General features: G+C 73.8%; 20 protein-coding genes. 4 read left to right on the top strand and 16 right to left on the bottom strand.

Annotation, left to right across the window (positions count from 1 at the left end; genetic code table 11):
* Positions 1 to 7 precede the first annotated feature (7 nt).
* A complete protein-coding gene (locus tag IPO09_15850; protein ID MBK9518788.1) occupies positions 8 to 718 on the bottom strand; it encodes a flagellar hook basal-body protein in 711 nt (236 codons plus the stop codon).
* Between the two features lie 170 nt (positions 719 to 888).
* Here IPO09_15850 and IPO09_15845 point away from each other — a divergent pair, with 170 nt between their 5' ends.
* Positions 889 to 1,326: a flagellar FliJ family protein gene (locus IPO09_15845; GenBank protein ID MBK9518787.1), complete on the top strand. Its 438-nt coding sequence runs from the start codon at positions 889 to 891 to the stop codon at positions 1,324 to 1,326.
* Between the two features lie 22 nt (positions 1,327 to 1,348).
* Here the strand turns inward: IPO09_15845 and IPO09_15840 are convergent, their stop codons facing one another.
* The 15 genes from IPO09_15840 to IPO09_15770 form a co-directional block, all read right to left on the bottom strand.
* Positions 1,349 to 2,044, bottom strand: a complete 696-nt coding sequence (locus IPO09_15840) for a FliA/WhiG family RNA polymerase sigma factor (GenBank protein ID MBK9518786.1) — start codon at positions 2,042 to 2,044, stop codon at positions 1,349 to 1,351.
* Between the two features lie 2 nt (positions 2,045 to 2,046).
* Positions 2,047 to 2,916 (bottom strand): MinD/ParA family protein, encoded by an 870-nt coding sequence (locus IPO09_15835; GenBank protein ID MBK9518785.1) that lies wholly within the window; start codon positions 2,914 to 2,916, stop codon positions 2,047 to 2,049.
* 15 nt (positions 2,917 to 2,931) lie between these two features.
* Positions 2,932 to 4,122: a flagellar biosynthesis protein FlhF gene (gene flhF, locus IPO09_15830; protein ID MBK9518784.1), complete on the bottom strand. Its 1,191-nt coding sequence runs from the start codon at positions 4,120 to 4,122 to the stop codon at positions 2,932 to 2,934.
* Between the two features lie 75 nt (positions 4,123 to 4,197).
* Positions 4,198 to 6,279: a flagellar biosynthesis protein FlhA gene (gene flhA / locus IPO09_15825; GenBank protein ID MBK9518783.1), complete on the bottom strand. Its 2,082-nt coding sequence runs from the start codon at positions 6,277 to 6,279 to the stop codon at positions 4,198 to 4,200.
* Positions 6,280 to 6,300: 21 nt separating this feature from the next.
* Positions 6,301 to 7,407 (bottom strand): EscU/YscU/HrcU family type III secretion system export apparatus switch protein, encoded by a 1,107-nt coding sequence (locus IPO09_15820; GenBank protein ID MBK9518782.1) that lies wholly within the window; start codon positions 7,405 to 7,407, stop codon positions 6,301 to 6,303.
* 3 nt (positions 7,408 to 7,410) lie between these two features.
* Complete coding sequence (locus IPO09_15815) at positions 7,411 to 8,154, bottom strand: flagellar biosynthetic protein FliR (protein ID MBK9518781.1); 744 nt, start codon at positions 8,152 to 8,154, stop codon at positions 7,411 to 7,413.
* A gap of 4 nt (positions 8,155 to 8,158) precedes the next feature.
* The gene (locus tag IPO09_15810; GenBank protein ID MBK9518780.1) at positions 8,159 to 8,410 is read right to left on the bottom strand and encodes a flagellar biosynthetic protein FliQ; all 252 of its coding nucleotides are present in this window, start codon (positions 8,408 to 8,410) and stop codon (positions 8,159 to 8,161) included.
* A gap of 8 nt (positions 8,411 to 8,418) precedes the next feature.
* The gene (gene fliP / locus IPO09_15805; GenBank protein MBK9518779.1) at positions 8,419 to 9,114 is read right to left on the bottom strand and encodes a flagellar type III secretion system pore protein FliP; all 696 of its coding nucleotides are present in this window, start codon (positions 9,112 to 9,114) and stop codon (positions 8,419 to 8,421) included.
* On the bottom strand, positions 9,111 to 9,758 hold the full coding sequence (locus IPO09_15800) for a flagellar biosynthetic protein FliO (protein ID MBK9518778.1): 648 nt from the start codon (positions 9,756 to 9,758) through the stop codon (positions 9,111 to 9,113). The genes fliP and IPO09_15800 overlap by 4 nt, the downstream gene beginning before the upstream one ends.
* Before the next feature lie 7 nt (positions 9,759 to 9,765).
* Positions 9,766 to 10,062, bottom strand: a complete 297-nt coding sequence (fliN, locus tag IPO09_15795; protein MBK9518777.1) for a flagellar motor switch protein FliN — start codon at positions 10,060 to 10,062, stop codon at positions 9,766 to 9,768.
* Positions 10,063 to 10,074: 12 nt separating this feature from the next.
* Positions 10,075 to 11,082: a FliM/FliN family flagellar motor switch protein gene (locus tag IPO09_15790; protein ID MBK9518776.1), complete on the bottom strand. Its 1,008-nt coding sequence runs from the start codon at positions 11,080 to 11,082 to the stop codon at positions 10,075 to 10,077.
* Positions 11,083 to 11,092: 10 nt separating this feature from the next.
* Positions 11,093 to 11,611 (bottom strand): flagellar basal body-associated FliL family protein, encoded by a 519-nt coding sequence (locus tag IPO09_15785; protein MBK9518775.1) that lies wholly within the window; start codon positions 11,609 to 11,611, stop codon positions 11,093 to 11,095.
* A 121-nt stretch (positions 11,612 to 11,732) separates the two neighbouring features.
* Positions 11,733 to 12,599 (bottom strand): HDOD domain-containing protein, encoded by an 867-nt coding sequence (locus IPO09_15780; protein MBK9518774.1) that lies wholly within the window; start codon positions 12,597 to 12,599, stop codon positions 11,733 to 11,735.
* Positions 12,600 to 12,611: 12 nt separating this feature from the next.
* Positions 12,612 to 13,790, bottom strand: coding sequence for a response regulator (locus IPO09_15775; GenBank protein MBK9518773.1), 1,179 nt, complete (start codon positions 13,788 to 13,790; stop codon positions 12,612 to 12,614).
* Between the two features lie 19 nt (positions 13,791 to 13,809).
* A complete protein-coding gene (locus IPO09_15770; GenBank protein ID MBK9518772.1) occupies positions 13,810 to 14,262 on the bottom strand; it encodes a chemotaxis protein CheX in 453 nt (150 codons plus the stop codon).
* A gap of 329 nt (positions 14,263 to 14,591) precedes the next feature.
* On the opposite strand from IPO09_15770, the gene IPO09_15765 reads away from it, so the two are divergent.
* From IPO09_15765 to IPO09_15755, 3 genes are read left to right on the top strand one after another with little or no spacing between them, the layout of a single operon-like run.
* Positions 14,592 to 14,954 (top strand): response regulator, encoded by a 363-nt coding sequence (locus tag IPO09_15765; GenBank protein MBK9518771.1) that lies wholly within the window; start codon positions 14,592 to 14,594, stop codon positions 14,952 to 14,954.
* The gene (locus tag IPO09_15760) at positions 14,951 to 15,427 is read left to right on the top strand and encodes a chemotaxis protein CheX (GenBank protein MBK9518770.1); all 477 of its coding nucleotides are present in this window, start codon (positions 14,951 to 14,953) and stop codon (positions 15,425 to 15,427) included. Before IPO09_15765 ends, IPO09_15760 begins: the two co-directional genes overlap by 4 nt.
* Before the next feature lie 15 nt (positions 15,428 to 15,442).
* Positions 15,443 to 15,919: a hypothetical protein gene (locus tag IPO09_15755; protein MBK9518769.1), complete on the top strand. Its 477-nt coding sequence runs from the start codon at positions 15,443 to 15,445 to the stop codon at positions 15,917 to 15,919.
* Positions 15,920 to 15,925: the final 6 nt, after the last annotated feature.

Below are 15,925 nucleotides of genomic sequence, written 5' to 3'. Positions count from 1 at the left end.
CTCCTGGCTAGCGGGTGCGGCCCAGCTCGGCGGCGCGCTGGTCGAGCTGGCGGTACGTCTGGATGGCCTGCATGGCGGTGTCGTAGGAGCGCTGGGCCGAGACCATCCCGATGGTGGCCTCCAGGGCGCTGGCGTTGCCGAGCTCGATCTCCCCGGTGCGGACCGAGGCCTCCACCGGCACGGCGCGGCCGCCCTGGCCGGGGGCCAGCGAGGCGGGCCCGAGCCGGTCCACCGGCCCCTCCAGCCGGACCAGCGCCAGCTGCCCCACCTCCAGCGCCCCGGCGTGGACCCGGCCGCGGTCGTCCACGGTGGGGGTGAGGTCGGGTGGGATGACGATGGGGTGGCCCTGGTCGTCCAGGACCGGCTGGCCCGCGCCAGAAACGAGGCGCCGGGCGGCGTCCAGCGTCAACCGGCCGTCGCGGGTGTAGGCCGTCCCGCCCGCCTGGGTGCGCACGGCCAGGAAGGCGCCCTCGTCCGGCAGCACGTCCAGGGGGTTGCCGCTGTGGGTGGTGGGGCCGGCGCGCAGGTCGGTGGCCGTGGCCACGGCGGCGGCGTAGTGCTTGTCCTGGGCCCCGCTGGGGGAGAGGAAGGTCTCGAAGGCCGGCCTGGAGGCCTTGAACCCCGGGGTCTGGGCGTTGGCGAGGTTGTCGGCGATGGAGTCGAGCTGCTCCGCCCGGGCCACCGCCCCGCACATGCTGATGTAGATGCCGTCCGCCATGGCGCTGTCTCCTCGGCACGACATGAGCAAGGGTCGGGCCAGGGAGGCGGGGTGGTGGCGCCGGCCGGCTGACGCGGCCGAGGTCCACCACGACCCGGCCAGGGCCGCCGGGGGTGCGGCGGCGGTGTCCCTCCTTTCAGGGCTAATCACCACCGTGGGAGCGTGCCGTAATGCCTGACGTGGAACCGAAGACCCGACTCGACAAGCTGGTCCAGGTGCGCGAGCGCGGCGAGGACAGCGCGCTCGAGGGCCTGGCCCGGGCCCAGTCGGGCCTGGGGCGTGCCACGGAGCGGCTCGCCGGCCTGCGCCAGGTCGCGCGGACCGACGGCCGCAGCCGTGGGTCGGCCGAGCTCTGGCTGCTGGAGGAGACCGCCCACGTCCGGGCGCTGCAGGACGTGCGCGGCGCCGAGCGCGAGCTGGCCCAGGCGGCCCGGCGGGAGCAGCTGGCGCGGGTGGGCTACACCGCGGCCCACCGCGACGCCGAGGCGGCGCGCCGGGTCCAGGAGAAGAAGCGCTCGGAGATCCGCGACGAGCGGGAGAAGCGCGAGCAGCGCTCGATGGACGAGCTGGCCACGGTGCGCTTCAACGCCCGCGCCGCCCTGCCCTGAGCGGGGCCGCGGCCGCCCCGCCTCACCCCGGCTCGGCGAAGACCCCGCGCAGCCGCTTCATGGCGTCGCCGTGCAGCTGGCAGACGCGCGGCTCGGAGACCCCCAGCATGCGGGCGATCTCGCGGTAGGTGAGCGCCTCGTCGTAGTAGAGCGCCAGCAGGATGCGCAGCCGCTCCGGCAGCTCGGCGATGGCGCCGGCCAGGGCCCGCTGCCGCTGGTGCTGGCCGTAGGCCTCGTCGGCCGCCGGCGCCTCGCTGGCCGCCAGCTCCTCGGCCATCGGCACGGCCGGCTGGAGGAGCTGCATGACCTCCATGACGTCCTCCAGCGGCGCCCCCACCGCCTCGGCCACCTCCTCCACCGTGGGCTCCCGCTGGAGCTGCTGGGCCAGCCGGGCGTGGGCGCGCTCCACCTGGTCGGCGTCGTCGCGCAGCCGCCGCGGCAGGTGGTCCATGCGCCGCATCTCGTCGATCATGGCGCCGCGGATGCGGTGCTCGGCGAAGGTCTCGAACTTGACGTCGCGGCCGGCGTCGAAGCGCCGGGCCGCCTCGATGAGCCCCATGGCGCCGGCGCTCCACAGGTCCTCGGGCTGCACCGCGTGGCCGGTGCGCGCCGAGAGGCGCCGCGCGATGCGGTCGAGCAGCGGGCCGTGGCGCTTGAGCAGCTCCCGCTCGGGGTCGCCCCCGCCGCTCCCCCCGTACTTGGCCACGGCGCGGTTCATGGTCAGGCCCCGGGCGCGCGCTCCTCGAGCAGCTGCTGCCAGAACAGCTTGACGCCGCCCTGCAGCGCGGCCGGGGCGGGCGAGGCCAGCAGGGCGTCGGCCAGGACCTGCAGGGCGCGGCTGGCCGGCGACCGTGGGTAGAGATCGACCACCGGCTGCTGCACCTGCACGGCCCGCTGCAGGTTCTCGTCGCGCGGCACGTGGCCCAGGTAGGTGAGCTTGGCCGGCAGGAACCGCTCGGTCACCTGGGTGAGGCGCCGGAAGACGTCGCGCCCCTGGAAGTCGGCGGCCTGGTTGGCCACCACCGCGAAGGAGGCCACGCCGGCCTGCTGCGAGAGCACCTTGACGGTGGCGTAGGCGTCGGACAGCGAGGTGGGCTCGGGCGAGACCACCAGCAGGGCCTCCTGGGCCGCGCCGGCGAAGAAGAGCACGTTGTCCCCGATGCCGGCGCCGCAGTCGAGCAGCACCAGGTCGAACTGGGACTCGGCCTCCTCGAAGGCCGACACCAGCCGCAGCTTCTGCTCGTCGGTGAGCTGGGTGAGCTCCTGCACGCCGGAGGAGGCGCCCAGCACCCGCACGCCGTGGGGGCCCTCGGTGAGCACCTCGGTGGCGGTGGCGCTGCCGTCCAGCAGGTGGCCCAGGTGGCGGGTGGGGCAGATGCCCAGCACGATGTCGGCGTTGGCCAGCCCCAGGTCGGCGTCGATGAGCAGCACCCGCCGCCCGGCCTTGGCGCACAGCACCGCCAGGTTGGCGGAGACGTGGGTCTTGCCCACGCCGCCCTTGCCGCTGGTGACGGCGATCACCCGCAGCGGCGGGCGCGGCGCCCGCGGCTGTCCCACGAGGTCGCGGAGGCTGGCTGCCTGGTCCACCATCACGGCTCCCTTCGGCTACGCGGCGTCGTCGGGTCCTGCCACCAGGTCCACCAGCTGGGAGCCGGTGAGCGCGTGCAGGTCCTCCGGGACCCGCTGCCCGTCCGCCACGCAGCTGATGGGACGGCAGATCCGGACCGACGCCGAGAGGATACCGCCTGGACCGGCGGCTTCGTCGACTTTCGACACGACCAGCCGATCCGGCTGGAGGGCGCGGTAGCGGTCGGCCACCGCCGCCAGCTCGCTGGCGCCGGTGGCGGCGCTCACCACGAGGTGCAGCTGGACCCGGGGGATGGTCCGGACCAGGGCGGCCTGGCGGGCCACGTCCTCCGGGGTGGAGCGGCCGGCGGTGTCCACCAGGACCAGGTCGACGTCGGCCACCCGCTCCATGGCCCGGGCCAGCTCGCCGCGGTCGCGGGCCACCAGCACCGGCGCCCCCATGATCTCCCCGTAGCGGGCCAGCTGCTCGGTGGCCCCGATGCGGTAGGTGTCGAGCGTCACGAAGGCGACGCGCTTCTTGGCCTCCAGGATGGCCCGCGCCGCCATCTTGGCGAGGGTGGTGGTCTTCCCCACCCCGGTGGGGCCGACCACCGCGATGACGTGGCGGCTCTCGTGAAGCCAGGGGGCGCGGCAGGGGACCAGCCGCTCGCCCAGCAGGTCGCGCACCGCGGCCAGGATGGCCTGGGCGTCCGGGCCGGTGCTGGCCAGCGCCGAGCGGACCAGCCCCTCGGCCAGGGCCGGCTCCACCCCGCGGCCGGTCAGCCGGGCGTGGATCTCGGCGGCGGCCGGGGGCAGCTGCAGGTCGCGGCCGGCGCGGGCCTCGCGGGTCACCGTGGCCAGGGCCTTGCGGGCCTCCTCCACGCTGCGGCGCAGCGAGCGGAGCTCGTCGGAGACCGGGTCGTCCTCGGGGCGCACCGGCGGGGGGCGGGGCGCGGGCAGGGGGGCGGCGGCGCGCGGGGCCGGCTGGCCGGCGGCCAGGGCGTGCGCCGCCACCGCGGCGGCGGCGCTGCGGGGGCGCGGCCGGGGCCTGGGCAGGTCCTCCTCCGCCTGCCCCAGGGCGGCGGTGATCTCCACCTCGGCGCGGCGGAACATGCCGGCGTCGACGGAGCGGGTGGACAGGATGACGGCCTCGGAGCCCAGCGCGGCCTTGACGGCGGCGAGGGCGGCGTTGGTGTCGGGGGCTCTGAAGGTTCGGACGGTGGGCGTCATCGGGATGGCTCCGTGAGGCGACCAGTTGCAACCGGCGTTCCGCCGGCCGGGCAGGGGGCCCGGGCGGCGTGGAGGCTAGGCGGCCCCCAGCATGGCGTGGGCGGCCACCAGGCCGGCCGGCTCGACGGTGGTCCCCGGGGTCAGCTCCCGGGCCGAGACCACCAGCAGGTCGGGGACGAAGCGGCTGCCGAAGTCGAAGAGCGGGCGGCGCAGGTCGGGCGGGGCCAGCAGCACCACCGGGTTGCCGGCGGTGGCCAGGCGGGTGGCGTGGGACTCGAGCGCCCCCACCAGCCGCCGGGCCGTCTCCACGTCGGGGGCCAGGGCGGCCTCCCCGTCGGCGGCCCCCAGGGTGGCCCGCAGCACCTCCTCGGTGGAGCGGTCCAGCGTCAGGGCCCGCACCACCCCGTCCTGGCCGGCGGCCCGGGAGGTGATCTGGCGGGTCAGGCGGCGGCGCGCCGCCTCGACCAGGAAGCCGGTGTCCTTGGAGCGGGGCGCGGCGTCGGCCACGGCCTCCAGGATGGTGCGCAGGTCGCGGACCGAGAGCCCCTCGCGCAGCAGGCCGCGCACCACCCGCACCACCTCGCCCAGGGTGATCGAGCCCGGCACCACGTCCTCCACCAGCTTGGGCGCCTCGCGCGACACCACCGCCAGCAGCTCCTGCACCTCCTGCCGGCCCACCAGGTCCGAGGCGTTCTTGCGCAGCAGCTCGGAGAGGTGGGTGGTGATGACCGAGGGCGGGTCCACCAGGGTGAGCCCCATCCCCTCGGCGCGGGTCCGGTCGGTTTGCACCACCCAGATGGCGGGCAGGCCGAAGGCCGGGTCCACGCCGCGCAGCCCGTCGATGCCGGGCTCGCCGCCGCCCGGGTCGAGCGCCATGAGCCGGTCGGCGTGGGCCACGCCGCGGCCGATCTCCAGGCCGCGCAGCATGACCCGGTAGTCGTTGGCGTCGAGTCGCAGGTTGTCGCGCAGGTGGACCGAGGGGAGCACGATGCCGAGATCGCTGGCGATCTGGCGGCGCAGGGCGGTGACCCGGCCGGGCAGCTCGGCCCCCTTCTCCAGGTCGATGAGCGGCAGGAGGCCGTAGCCCACCTCCAGCTCCAGGGCGTCGAGGGCCAGCAGGTCCTGCACCCGGTCGCCCGGCGCCTTGGCGTCCTCCACCTTGGGGCGGGGCCCGGCCGCGGCGGCCCGGGCGGCGCCCTGGGCGCGGCGGCCCAGCGTGAAGAGCAGCAGGCCCACCGAGCCGAAGGCCGGCAGCGGCATGCCGGGCAGCAGCCCGAGGGCCAGCAGCACGCCCGCCGAGGTCTGGAGCACCCGGGCGTTGCCGAAGATCTGGGCGCCCAGCTGGGTGCCCAGGTTGGTCCCGGCGGCGCGGGTCACCACGATGCCGGCGGCGGTGGAGACCAGCAGGGCCGGCATCTGGGTCACCAGGCCGTCGCCCACGGTGAGCAGGGTGTAGTTCTCGATGGCGGTGGCCAGCGGCACCCGATCGCGCAGCAGGCCGGCCGCCAGGCCGCCCACGATGTTGACGGCGGTGATGGCCAGGCCGGCCACCGCGTCGCCGCGCACGAACTTGGAGGCGCCGTCCATGGCGCCGAAGAACTCCGACTCGGCCTCCAGCCCCTTGCGCCGCCGCATGGCCTCGCGGTCGTCGATGACGCCCGACGCCAGGTCGGCGTCGATGGCCATCTGCTTGCCGGGCATGGCGTCGAGGGTGAAGCGGGCCGCCACCTCCGAGACGCGGTTGGAGCCCTTGGTGATGACCGTGAAGTTCACGATCAGGAGGATGAGGAAGATGACCAGGCCCACCACCAGGCTGCCGCCGACCGCGAAGCGGCCGAAGGTCTCGATCATGTGGCCGGCCGCGCCGGGGCCCTCGCCGCCGTGCAGCAGGATGAGGCGGGTGGTGGCCACGTTCAGGGCCAGGCGGAAGAGGGTGATGATGAGGAGCAGGGAGGGGAAGACCGAGAACTCCACCGCCTTGGTGAGGCCCAGGGCCACCAGCAGCATGACCACCGAGATGCCGACCGAGAGGGCCAGCAGCACGTCCAGCGCCACCGCCGGGATGGGGACGATGAGGATGGCGACGATCCCCAGCACCGCCACGGCGATGAGGGTCTCGGCGCGGCCGCCAGGGGGGGTGAGGGTGGGGTCGGCCATGGGGTGGTGCCTCCGGTCCGATCAGGCGCGCGCCGCGCCGCCAGGCGCGAGGCGGGCGGGGGCCTGCCCGGCGCCCGGCGAGCGGCCGGTGACGCGGTAGACGAAGGCCAGGATGGTGGCCACCGCCTTGTAGGTGGCGGCCGGGATCTCCCGCCCGGTCTTCACCTTGCGGTAGAGGAGGCGGGCCAGCGGGATGTCCTCGACGATGGGGATGCCGTGCTCGCGGGCCAGGGCCCGCATGTGCTCGGCCAGCAGCCCCTTGCCCTTGGCGATGACCCGGGGGGCGCGCCCCTCGTCCTTGCGGTAGCGCAGGGCGATGGCCACGTGGGTGGGGTTGACCAGCAGGGCGTCGGCGCGGGGGACCTCGCGGCGCACCGCCGAGGCCACGATCTCGCGGTGGCGCTTCTTGCGCTTGCCGCGGGCCAGGGGGTCGCCCTCGTCCTCCTTGTACTCGCGCTTGGCCTCTTCCTTGGTCATCTTCATCTTCTTCATGAACCGGAAGTGCACCACTGCAACGTCGATGCCGGCGATGGCCGCCACCACCAGCAGCACCGGCTTGGCGGCCGTGGCCAGCATTCCGAACATGAAGCCCAGCGCCTCGGCCGGGGAGGCCCCCAGCATGGCCGGCAGCGCCAGGAAGTCGGCGCGCGACGCCAGCCAGGCCGCCAGGCCGATCGCCACGACCTTGACGAGGGCGATGCCGAGGTCGACCAGGAAGTCCTTGGTGAAGAGCTTGAAGAGGTGCACCCCCTGCCACAGGCGTGTGAAGTCCGGCTCGATCTTCTCGCTCCAGAACCCGCCCTTGGTCTGCGCCAGGGTGGCCAGGGCGGCGCCGGCGGCGGCGGCGGCGCACACCGCCAGGGTCAGCCCGATGGGCTGGGCCATCAGGGCCGGCAGGTCGCCGAAGGGGGTGCGGTCCACCGTGGCGGTCACGCCGGAGAAGAGGGAGGAGAGCGAGCCGCGCAGGGCCGGCCCCAGCACCACCATGGCCACCGTGGCGGCCAGCAGGCCGGCCACCGGGGCCACGTCGCGGCCCATGGGCAGGTCGCCGCGCTCCTGCGCCTGCCCCATGCGCTTGCCGCTGGGTGCCTCTGTCTTCTCTTCCTGGTCCGCTTCCTCGTCGGCCACGGCTCACCCCTGGAAGGCGGCCACCGCCGCGCGGGCCGCCAGCTCGGCCACGGTGGGGGCGGACAGGTAGACGCCGGCCCCGCCGGCCAGCAGGGCGATGGAGAAGCCCACGTTGGACAGGCCCAGCGTGGGGGCCATGCGGTTCATCACGCCCATGGTGGCGTGGCCCAGCAGCACCGCCGCCATCACCGGGAAGGCCAGCCGGACCGCCAGGGCGATGGCCAGCACGGCGTGGCCCACCACCTGCGACGCCATGGCCCCCAGCTCGTGCTCGGCGCCGGGCGGCCAGGCCAGGGCGGCCCGGGCCAGCCAGGCCACCGCCTCCCGGTGGATGCCGAGGGAGAGGGCCACGGCCTGGGCGCCGGCGAAGAGCAGCTGCGACAGGCCGGTGGACTCGGCGCCGGTGGCGGGATCGATGAGGGCCGAGAACCCCAGGCCGGCCGAGAGCCCGGCCAGGTGCCCGGCCGCCAGGGCGGCGTCGAGCATCCAGCGCGCCGACAGCCCGCCCAGCAGGCCGGTGATCACCTCCAGCGCGGCCGGGGCGGCCAGGCCGAGCACCGAGGAGGGCACCGGCACGGCCGGCGCGCCGGCCCCGGTGTAGACGGCGTAGGTCAGCACCAGCGAGAGGGAGAGGCGGACCCGGGCGGGCACGATGCGCGCGCCCAGCAGCGGGGCGGTCAGGCACAGCCCCGTGGTCCGGAAGAGCAGGAGGCCGAAGCCCCAGACGGTGGCGAGGGAGGCCTCCACCGGCTCACCGCCCCCCCATCCGCACGATGGCCTGGGCCAGGTAGGTGCTCATCCGCTCCATCATCCAGCCGCCCATGAGCCAGATGCAGGCGGCGGCGGCGGCGGCGCGGGGCAGGAAGCCCACCGCCGTGTCGTTGATCTGGGTGGCGGCCTGCAGGATGCCCATGATCAGGCCCACCCCGAGCATCACCATGAAGATGGGGCCGCCCACCACGCCCACCAGCACCAGCCCTTCGCGCAGCAGGTTGGCCGGGATCTCGAGGGTCATCCGAAGCTCCGCGCCAGCGAGGAGACCACCAGCCGCCAGCCGTCGGCCATCAGGAAGAGGGCCACCTTGACCGGCAGGGCGATCAGCGTGGGGGGCACCATCATCATGCCCATCGACATGAGCAGCGTGGCCACCAGCACGTCCACCAGCAGGAGCGGGATGTAGAGGAACAGGCCCATGCGGAAGGAGGTGGTCAGCTCGGAGATCATGAAGGCCGGCATCACCACCGTCATGGGCATGACCTCGTTGGCGGCCGGCCGCTGCTGGTTGGCGATCTCGTAGAAGAGGGCCAGGTCCTGGTCGCGGGTCTGCTTGAGCATGAACTCGCGCAGCGGGCCGCTGGCCCGCTCCAGCGCCTCGACGTGGCCGATCTGGTCCTCCAGGTAGGGCTGCAGGGCGTCGGCGTAGACCCGGTTGGCGGTGGGCCCCATGACGAAGAAGGAGAGCACCAGCGCCAGGCCCAGCAGCACCTGGTTGGGCGGCAGCTGCTGGGTGCCGAGCGCCTGCCGCAGGAAGGACAGGACGATGATGATGCGGGTGAAGGAGGTGACCGAGATGAGCAGCGCGGTGGCGAAGGTCAGCGCGGTCAGGAGCAGGAACAGCTTGACCGGCGCCGACCCGCCGCCCTGCACCGAGATGGAGAGCGGGCCGTCGCCCAGGGCCGCGGCGGTGACGGCCAGCAGGGGCGTCACCGGACGCTCCCGGCCTGACCGTTGGCGAGCTTGCGGCGCAGCTCCTGGTCCTCGGCGCTCTCGGCCAGCAGCGAGTCGAAGGTGGCGGGGTCATGGGCCGGCGCGGCCGGGGCGCGGCGCAGGCGGGAGAGCAGCCCCAGCACCGGGTGGGCTGGCGGGGCGCCCTCCGGGGCCAGGTCCGGCACCGGGCGGAGGCGCGCCGCCAGCGCCTCGGCCGGGCCGTCGGCGGCGCGATCGTCCAGGGTGGCGGGCCGGGCGGCCAGGAGCTGCAGGCCGGCCTCGGAGGCGCCGATCACCAGCAGCTCGCCGCCGAGGCGGGCCACCACCAGCGACCGCTTGGGCCCCAGGCTGGTGGTCTCCAGCACCTGCACGTAGCGGCTGGTGGCGCGGGTGCGGCGCGAGGCCCACAGCGCCGCGCCGGCCAGGGCCAGCAGGGCGGCCGCCGGCAGGGCCAGGCTGCCCAGGCCGAAGCCGCTCTCGGCCGGCAGGGTCAGCGGCGGGGGCGGGGCGGTGGGCGTCCGGGCCTGGGGCTGGTCCGGGGCCGAGGTGGTGGCCGGCGCGGCGACGGCCAGCGCGGCGGGCGGGGAGGGGAAGCCGAGCGGGTCGGCCAGCGACAGGGTCAGGGCGAGCAGGGCAGGGGTCATGGCGGGGCTATCGGAGGCGCTGGATGCGCTCTTGCGGGCTGACGATGTCGGTGATGCGGATGCCGAACTTGTCGTTGACGACCACCGCCTCGCCGCGGGCCACCAGCCGCCCGTTGACCAGGATGTCGAGGGCCTCCCCGGCCACCTTGTCGAGCTCGATGACCGAGCCGGGGCCGAGCTGCAGCAGGTCCTGGATGGTCATGCGGGTGCGGCCCAGCTCGACGTTCACCTCGAGCGGGACGTCGAGCAGCATGTCGAGGCGGCGGGAGGACTCGCCGGCGGACTGGGGGGGCTTGGGATCCATGACGTCGGGCTCCTAGTGGATGATGCTGGTCGGCGTGCGCGAGGGCGGGGCGATGGGGCCGTCGACCTGCAGGGCCATGCTGCCGCCGGAGATGGTGGGGGTGCCGTGCAGCTTCTCGCGCCCCTGCACGATGATGGGCAGCGGCTTGCCCTCGTCGGTGTCGAGCAGCAGCACGTCGCCGGCCTGCAGCTCGAGCATGCGGGCGAAGGGGATGCGGGTCTTGCCGAAGATGCCGCGGACCTCGACCATGACCTGCTCGACCTCGCGGGCCAGCGCCTCGGCGAAGCGCTCGTCGGCGCGCTGGGAGAGCCGGCGCGGGCTGGAGAGCTTCTGCTTGGCGGACTCGACGGCGGCGAAGGGGATGACCAGCTGCAGCCGGCCCTCGATGCCGCCCTTGAGCTCGAAGCCGGAGACGATGCCCACGTCGGTGGGCGGCGCGATGGAGGCCATGCGCGGGTCCAGCTCGAAGCGCAGCACCTCGGGCTGGAAGGAGATGACCGGCGCCCAGGCCTGCGCCATGGCGTCGGTGAGGATCAGCAGCAGGCGGCGCAGCACCAGCTGCTCCACGCTGGTGAGCTCGCGGCGGCTCTCGCCGGTGCCGTCGGGCGGCCGCACCCGGCGGTCGCCCAGCGCGGCCGAGAGCAGCGCCTCGCCCAGGCCCGGCTCCAGCACCGCCAGGGCGAAGCCGTAGGAGGCGCCCAGGCCGAGCACGCAGACCGAGGCCGGCGGCGCCAGCAGCGGCACCAGGTCCTGGAACTTGACCAGGGTGGCGGGCGAGGAGGTGACCCGCATGGTGACCCGGGTGCGGCCGGCCAGCCCGATGCCCAGCATGGAGGCCACCTGCTCGTTGATGGCGTCCAGGGTGGGCATCTGGCCGCGGATGATCCGGTCCTGGCTGGTCAGGTCGTAGGGCACCACCTCGGAGCGCGCCGCCTTGGCGGTCGACTCGGTGTTGACCCGGCCGTCCTGGATGGCGCTCATGAGCGCCTTGATCTCCTCCGGGGTCAGCGTCGCGGCCATGGGGGCTGCCTCACTGGATGACGAGATCGGTGATGTAGAGGGCGCGGACCTTGACGCCCGGGGCGAGCTCCTTGAAGAGCTCCTGCAGCGAGGTCTTCACCTTCTTGACCTGCTCGCTGCCGCGCAGCTCCTCCAGCGTCCGGTCGGAGAGGTAGGCGATGAAGCCGTCGCGGATGCGGGGCGAGAACTTGTCGAACTTGGCCTTCTCCACGTCGGAGGCCAGCTCGACCTCGAAGGAGATGCGGGCGTAGCGGTCCACCTCGGCGTCGCGCAGGTGGACCACGAAGTCGGCCATCTTGGTGGTGGGCCCGGGCCCCGCCGCGGAGCCGCCCTCGGCCCCCTTCTCGCCCTCGGCCGGCGCGCCCTCGGCGCCGTGGGCCGCCGCCGGCGGCGCCCCGCCGCCGCCCTTCAGCATGAAGAGCGCCAGCACGCCGACGACGAGCAGCATGTTCACGCCGAGCAGGATCGGGACGATCTTCGATCCGCCGGCGGCCTTGGGTGCTGGTGCTTCCTTGGTCTCTTCGGCCATGGTGTCTCCCGGGGCGCCATTGAGCACGGCGCGTGCCACGGGAAACCAGCCTGTTCACGGCCGCTTGGCGCCGTCAGGCGGCTGGCGGCGGGGGCGCGGCGTCAGCCGGCTGACGGGGGCGTCAGTCGTACAGCCCGGAGACCCGCTCGCGCAGCCCCTTGGTCAGGGTGCGCAGGATGTCGTCCGAGATGCCGATGACCGACCGGCCGATCATGATGATGGCGTCGTTGTCCTCGGCGTCCACCGGCCCGGCGTAGATGCCGGACTTCTTGGCCAGGGCGTTGGAGAAGCAGACCGCGTTGGCGAAGCTGTTCCGGTCGCCCTTGTCGTACTCCTGCGACTCCTTGATGCAGGCCACGATGGCGGGCGGCAGCTGCCAGCGCTCGCCCAGCGCCACCCCCACCGGCCGGTGGACGCGGGCGATGACCTCCAGCCACTCGCCCGAGTCGATCCAGTTGCGCTGGTAGACCTCGGTGAGCTGGCGCTCCAGCTCCAGCAGCATGGTGGCCACCACCGGCTTGCCGACGTCGTGCAGCAGGCCGGCCAGGTAGGCGCCCTCCGAGTCGGAGGCGCCGGTCAGCGCCAGCACGTCGCGCGCCATGGTGCCCACCGCCACCGAGTGCTCCCACAGCACCTTGAGCTGCTCGTTGATCTGCGGGTTGCGCGAGACGAAGAGCTTCTGGGCCGAGGCCTCCACCAGCAGGCTCTTGATGGTCTTGGTGCCGAGGCGGGCCAGCGCCTCCTGCAGCGAGACCTTCTTGGCGCCGCCGGCGAAGGCGGCGCTGGAGGCCATGCGCAGGGCGCGGGCGGCCAGCACCGGGTCCTTCTCGAGCTGGGCGGCCACCTCCTTCATCCCGGCGTCGGGATCCTTGAGGATCTCCGCCACCTTGAGGGCCACCGCCGGCATGGTCGGCAGGACCAGCTGGTCGGACTGGATGCGCTTGGTGAGGATGACCTCGAGCTCCGAGGCCAGCTTGTCGATGCTCATGCGGCGCCCATCCTACGCCGCCCCGCCGGCCCGCGCCTCCTGGATCGACGGGAAGTAGCGCAGCTCCTTGGTCTCGGTGAAGCCGGCCAGCTGCTTGCGGGCGCCCTCGGGCCCGACCAGCGCCAGCGTCATGCCGAACTCCTTCGACTTCTCGGCCACCGCCAGCACGAACTTGGCGAGCTTGTCGGCCTCGCCGGGGGGCGCGCCGAGGTCCAGCAGGACCTCGTCGTAGCAGGCGGCGGCCACCTTCTCGAGGGCCTCCGGGAAGACGCTGGTGAGCCGGTTGAAGAAGGGCTGCACCCGGTCGGCCTTGCCGGTGAACGGGGTGATCTTGAGGACGTTGTCCTCGACCACCAGGAAGTCCTGGTTGTCGAAGTAGTGGACCATGAAGTCGTCGATGGTCTCGGGCCGGAACGGCTTGAAGAGCACCGAGTCGAAGCCCTGGTCCTTGACCTCGCCGGCGGCGTCGTTGGCGGTGCGCAGCGACAGGGCCACGATGGCGGCGTGCGGCTGCAGCACCCGGACCTGCTGGGCCAGCACCGAGCTGTTGACGTCCGGGATCTCGGTGTCCACCAGGACCACCTTGAAGACCTTCTCGCGGCAGGCCCCCAGCGCCTGCTGCGCGCTGGTGAAGGCGTTCATGGAGACGTGCGGCGGCAGCATGGAGCGCAGCTTCTTGTGGACGTTGTCCATGTCGTCCACCAGCAGCACGTCGCAGAAGCGGCCGCCGGCCGGGTTGGTGGACGAGGCGGTCGAGGGCGCCACGGTGGCGGCGGTCTCGGCGGCGGTGGGGGCGTGGGTGGCCTCGGCCACGATGGACTCGGCGCCGGGCTCGCCCTGCAGCACCGAGAGCACCTTGGCCCGCAGCTCCTCCGGCTTGAAGGGCTTGAGGATGTAGTCGTTGATGCCCTGCTTCATGGCCCCGGCCACGATGGTCCGCTTCGACTCCGAGGTCAGCATGATGACGGGGGTCTTGTTCCCGCCCTCGCGCATCTTCTGGAGCATGGTCGGGCCGTCCATGTTGGGCATGGTCACGTCGAGGAGCACCAGGTCCACGGTGTTCTCCGAGAGCACCTGCAGGCCCTGGACGCCGTCCTCGGCCTCGAGCACGTCGAACCCGAGCTCCTTGACCTGCTTGCCGACGATGGTGCGGACGGCGCGGCTGTCGTCCACGGTCAGGATGGCTGGCATGGCGATTCCTCCGGCGGCCTCAGACGATCCCCTCGAAGACCCACAGCACCAGCCCGACCCGCTCGGCCTGCAGCACCACGCTGTTGGTGGAGGGCGGCGGGGTGGGCACGGGCGGCTGGCCGGAGGGGACGAGGCGAGGGAGCCCGAGCGCCTGCTCGAGCTTCAGGTTGGACTTGAGGAGCCCGGCCGTCATGTTGACCAGCTCGCAGAGGGCGTCGGACAGCATGTCGTCCGCCACCTCCCCGGGGTCCAGCTGGAACATCTTGGCCGCCAGCTGCACGCAGCCCGGCTGGTCGGACGACAGGCCGACGGTGAGCGGCCGGGCGCCCGGGATGGGGAGCACCGCGGCCCGCCAGACCAGCTCGTTCCAGGGCTGGCCGTCGCGGGTGGCCTTGAAGGTGAGGCCGAGCATGGTCTCGGTCACACCTGAGACCACACTGGCGAGCGTTTCGGGCGGTGGGAGTGAACTCATGTCCTTTCCCGCCCGGTGCAATCGGCACGCCTCGCCGCCGGACCCGGGGCCGGACGGATCGCCGCACCCCCGCCCGGCCGCGGATCGGCCCGCCTGGGCCCGTTTCTCCCCACCCGGGCGCCGCGCCGCCGCACCCCGGCGGCGGGTCGGCCCCGGGTGTCAGCCGTGACCCCGGTCCGTGGAGACCCGGTGCGGGACACACCAACCCGGCGCCGGCGGAGGCGCGCTCCCCTCTGGACGAGCGGGGAAAAGCTCCGGGCGCGCGCCCGGCCCGGGCGGGGCACGGCGACTGCATTGCCCTGCCCCGGACCCGCGAGGAAGGGATTTCCATGCAGATTCTGGTCGTCGATGACAGCAAGGCGATGCGCAGCATCGTGATGCGCGCGGTGCGGCAGGCCGGCTACGACAGCGTCGCCTTCGTCGAGGCGGTCAACGGTGCCGAGGCCCTCAAGCTCATCCGGGCGGCCACCCCCGACCTGGTGATGGCCGACTGGAACATGCCCGAGATGAGCGGCATCGAGCTGCTCAAGACCCTCCGGGCGGAGGGCAACCCCGTGAAGATGGGGTTCGTCACCTCCGAGAGCGACCCGGCCATGCGCGACCTGGCCTTCCAGTCCGGGGCCCTCTTCATGATCACCAAGCCGTTCACGCCCGACACCCTCAAGGCCTCGCTGGGCCCGGTGATCGGGTGAGCGGCGACCCGGCGGGCCTGGCCACCTGGCTGGCCGACCTGGAGCGGGCCTTCGAGGAGGTGGCCACCTCGGCGCTCGGGTTCGCCGGCGTCGAGGTGACGGCCCGCCACGACACCCCGGTGCCCCTGCACGGCGCCTACCTGGGCCTGATGGGCCCGGCCGGGGCCGTCCAGATCGGCCTGGCCTCCAGCCTGGAGGGCTGCCAGGCGCTGGCCAGGGGGCTGATGGGGATGACCCCCGCCGAGGCCGACCTGCCCGACGGCGAGGTGGCCGACGCCGTCAACGAGATCATCAACATCGTGGCCGGCGCCTTCAAGGCGCGGGTGCGCGATCGGGCCAGCGCCCTGCAGATGGGGCTGCCGGTCTTCATCCGCGGGGCCATCCAGGCCACCGACCGGGTCGGGGTGCGGGTGGCCGAGGTCAAGACCGGGGACCTCACGGCCGCCCTCCTGCTGGTCCACCCGCGCGCCTGACGAGGCCCGACGCCGATGGTCATCGTCCCCCTGCCCAAGCCGCCCGAGCTCGAGAAGCTCCTGGGAGCCCTGCTCATGCGGCCGGTCAAGGTGGCGCGGCTGGAGGACGAGACCCCGCCGAAGGCGCCGCACGCCACCGCCCTGTTCCACACCGACGAGCCGCTGCTGCAGGTGCTGGTGCGGGCCGACCTGGCGCTGGCCGGCTCGCTGGCGGCGGCCCTGTCGGTGGTGCCGATGGCCGCGGTCAAGGAGTGCCTGGCGAGCGGCCGGATGGACGAGTCGCTGCAGGACAACTTCGGGGAGGTCATGAACGTCCTCTCCCGCTTCCTCTCCGCCGGCGGTCGACCCTTCCGGCTGGGCGCCATGTCCTGCCCGCCGGCCGCCTGCGCCGCCGAGCTGCTGGCCCTCGTCGAGGGCTCGGACGAGCGGCGCGAGTTCAACGTCGAGGTGCCCGGCTACGCCGCCGGCCGCCTCGAGTTCGTCACGCTGTAGGGGGCA

This window comes from Anaeromyxobacter sp. (genome assembly GCA_016718565.1).
Classification (GTDB): Bacteria; Myxococcota; Myxococcia; order Myxococcales; family Anaeromyxobacteraceae; genus JADKCZ01.
This window is presented reverse-complemented; position numbering and strand designations above follow the sequence as displayed.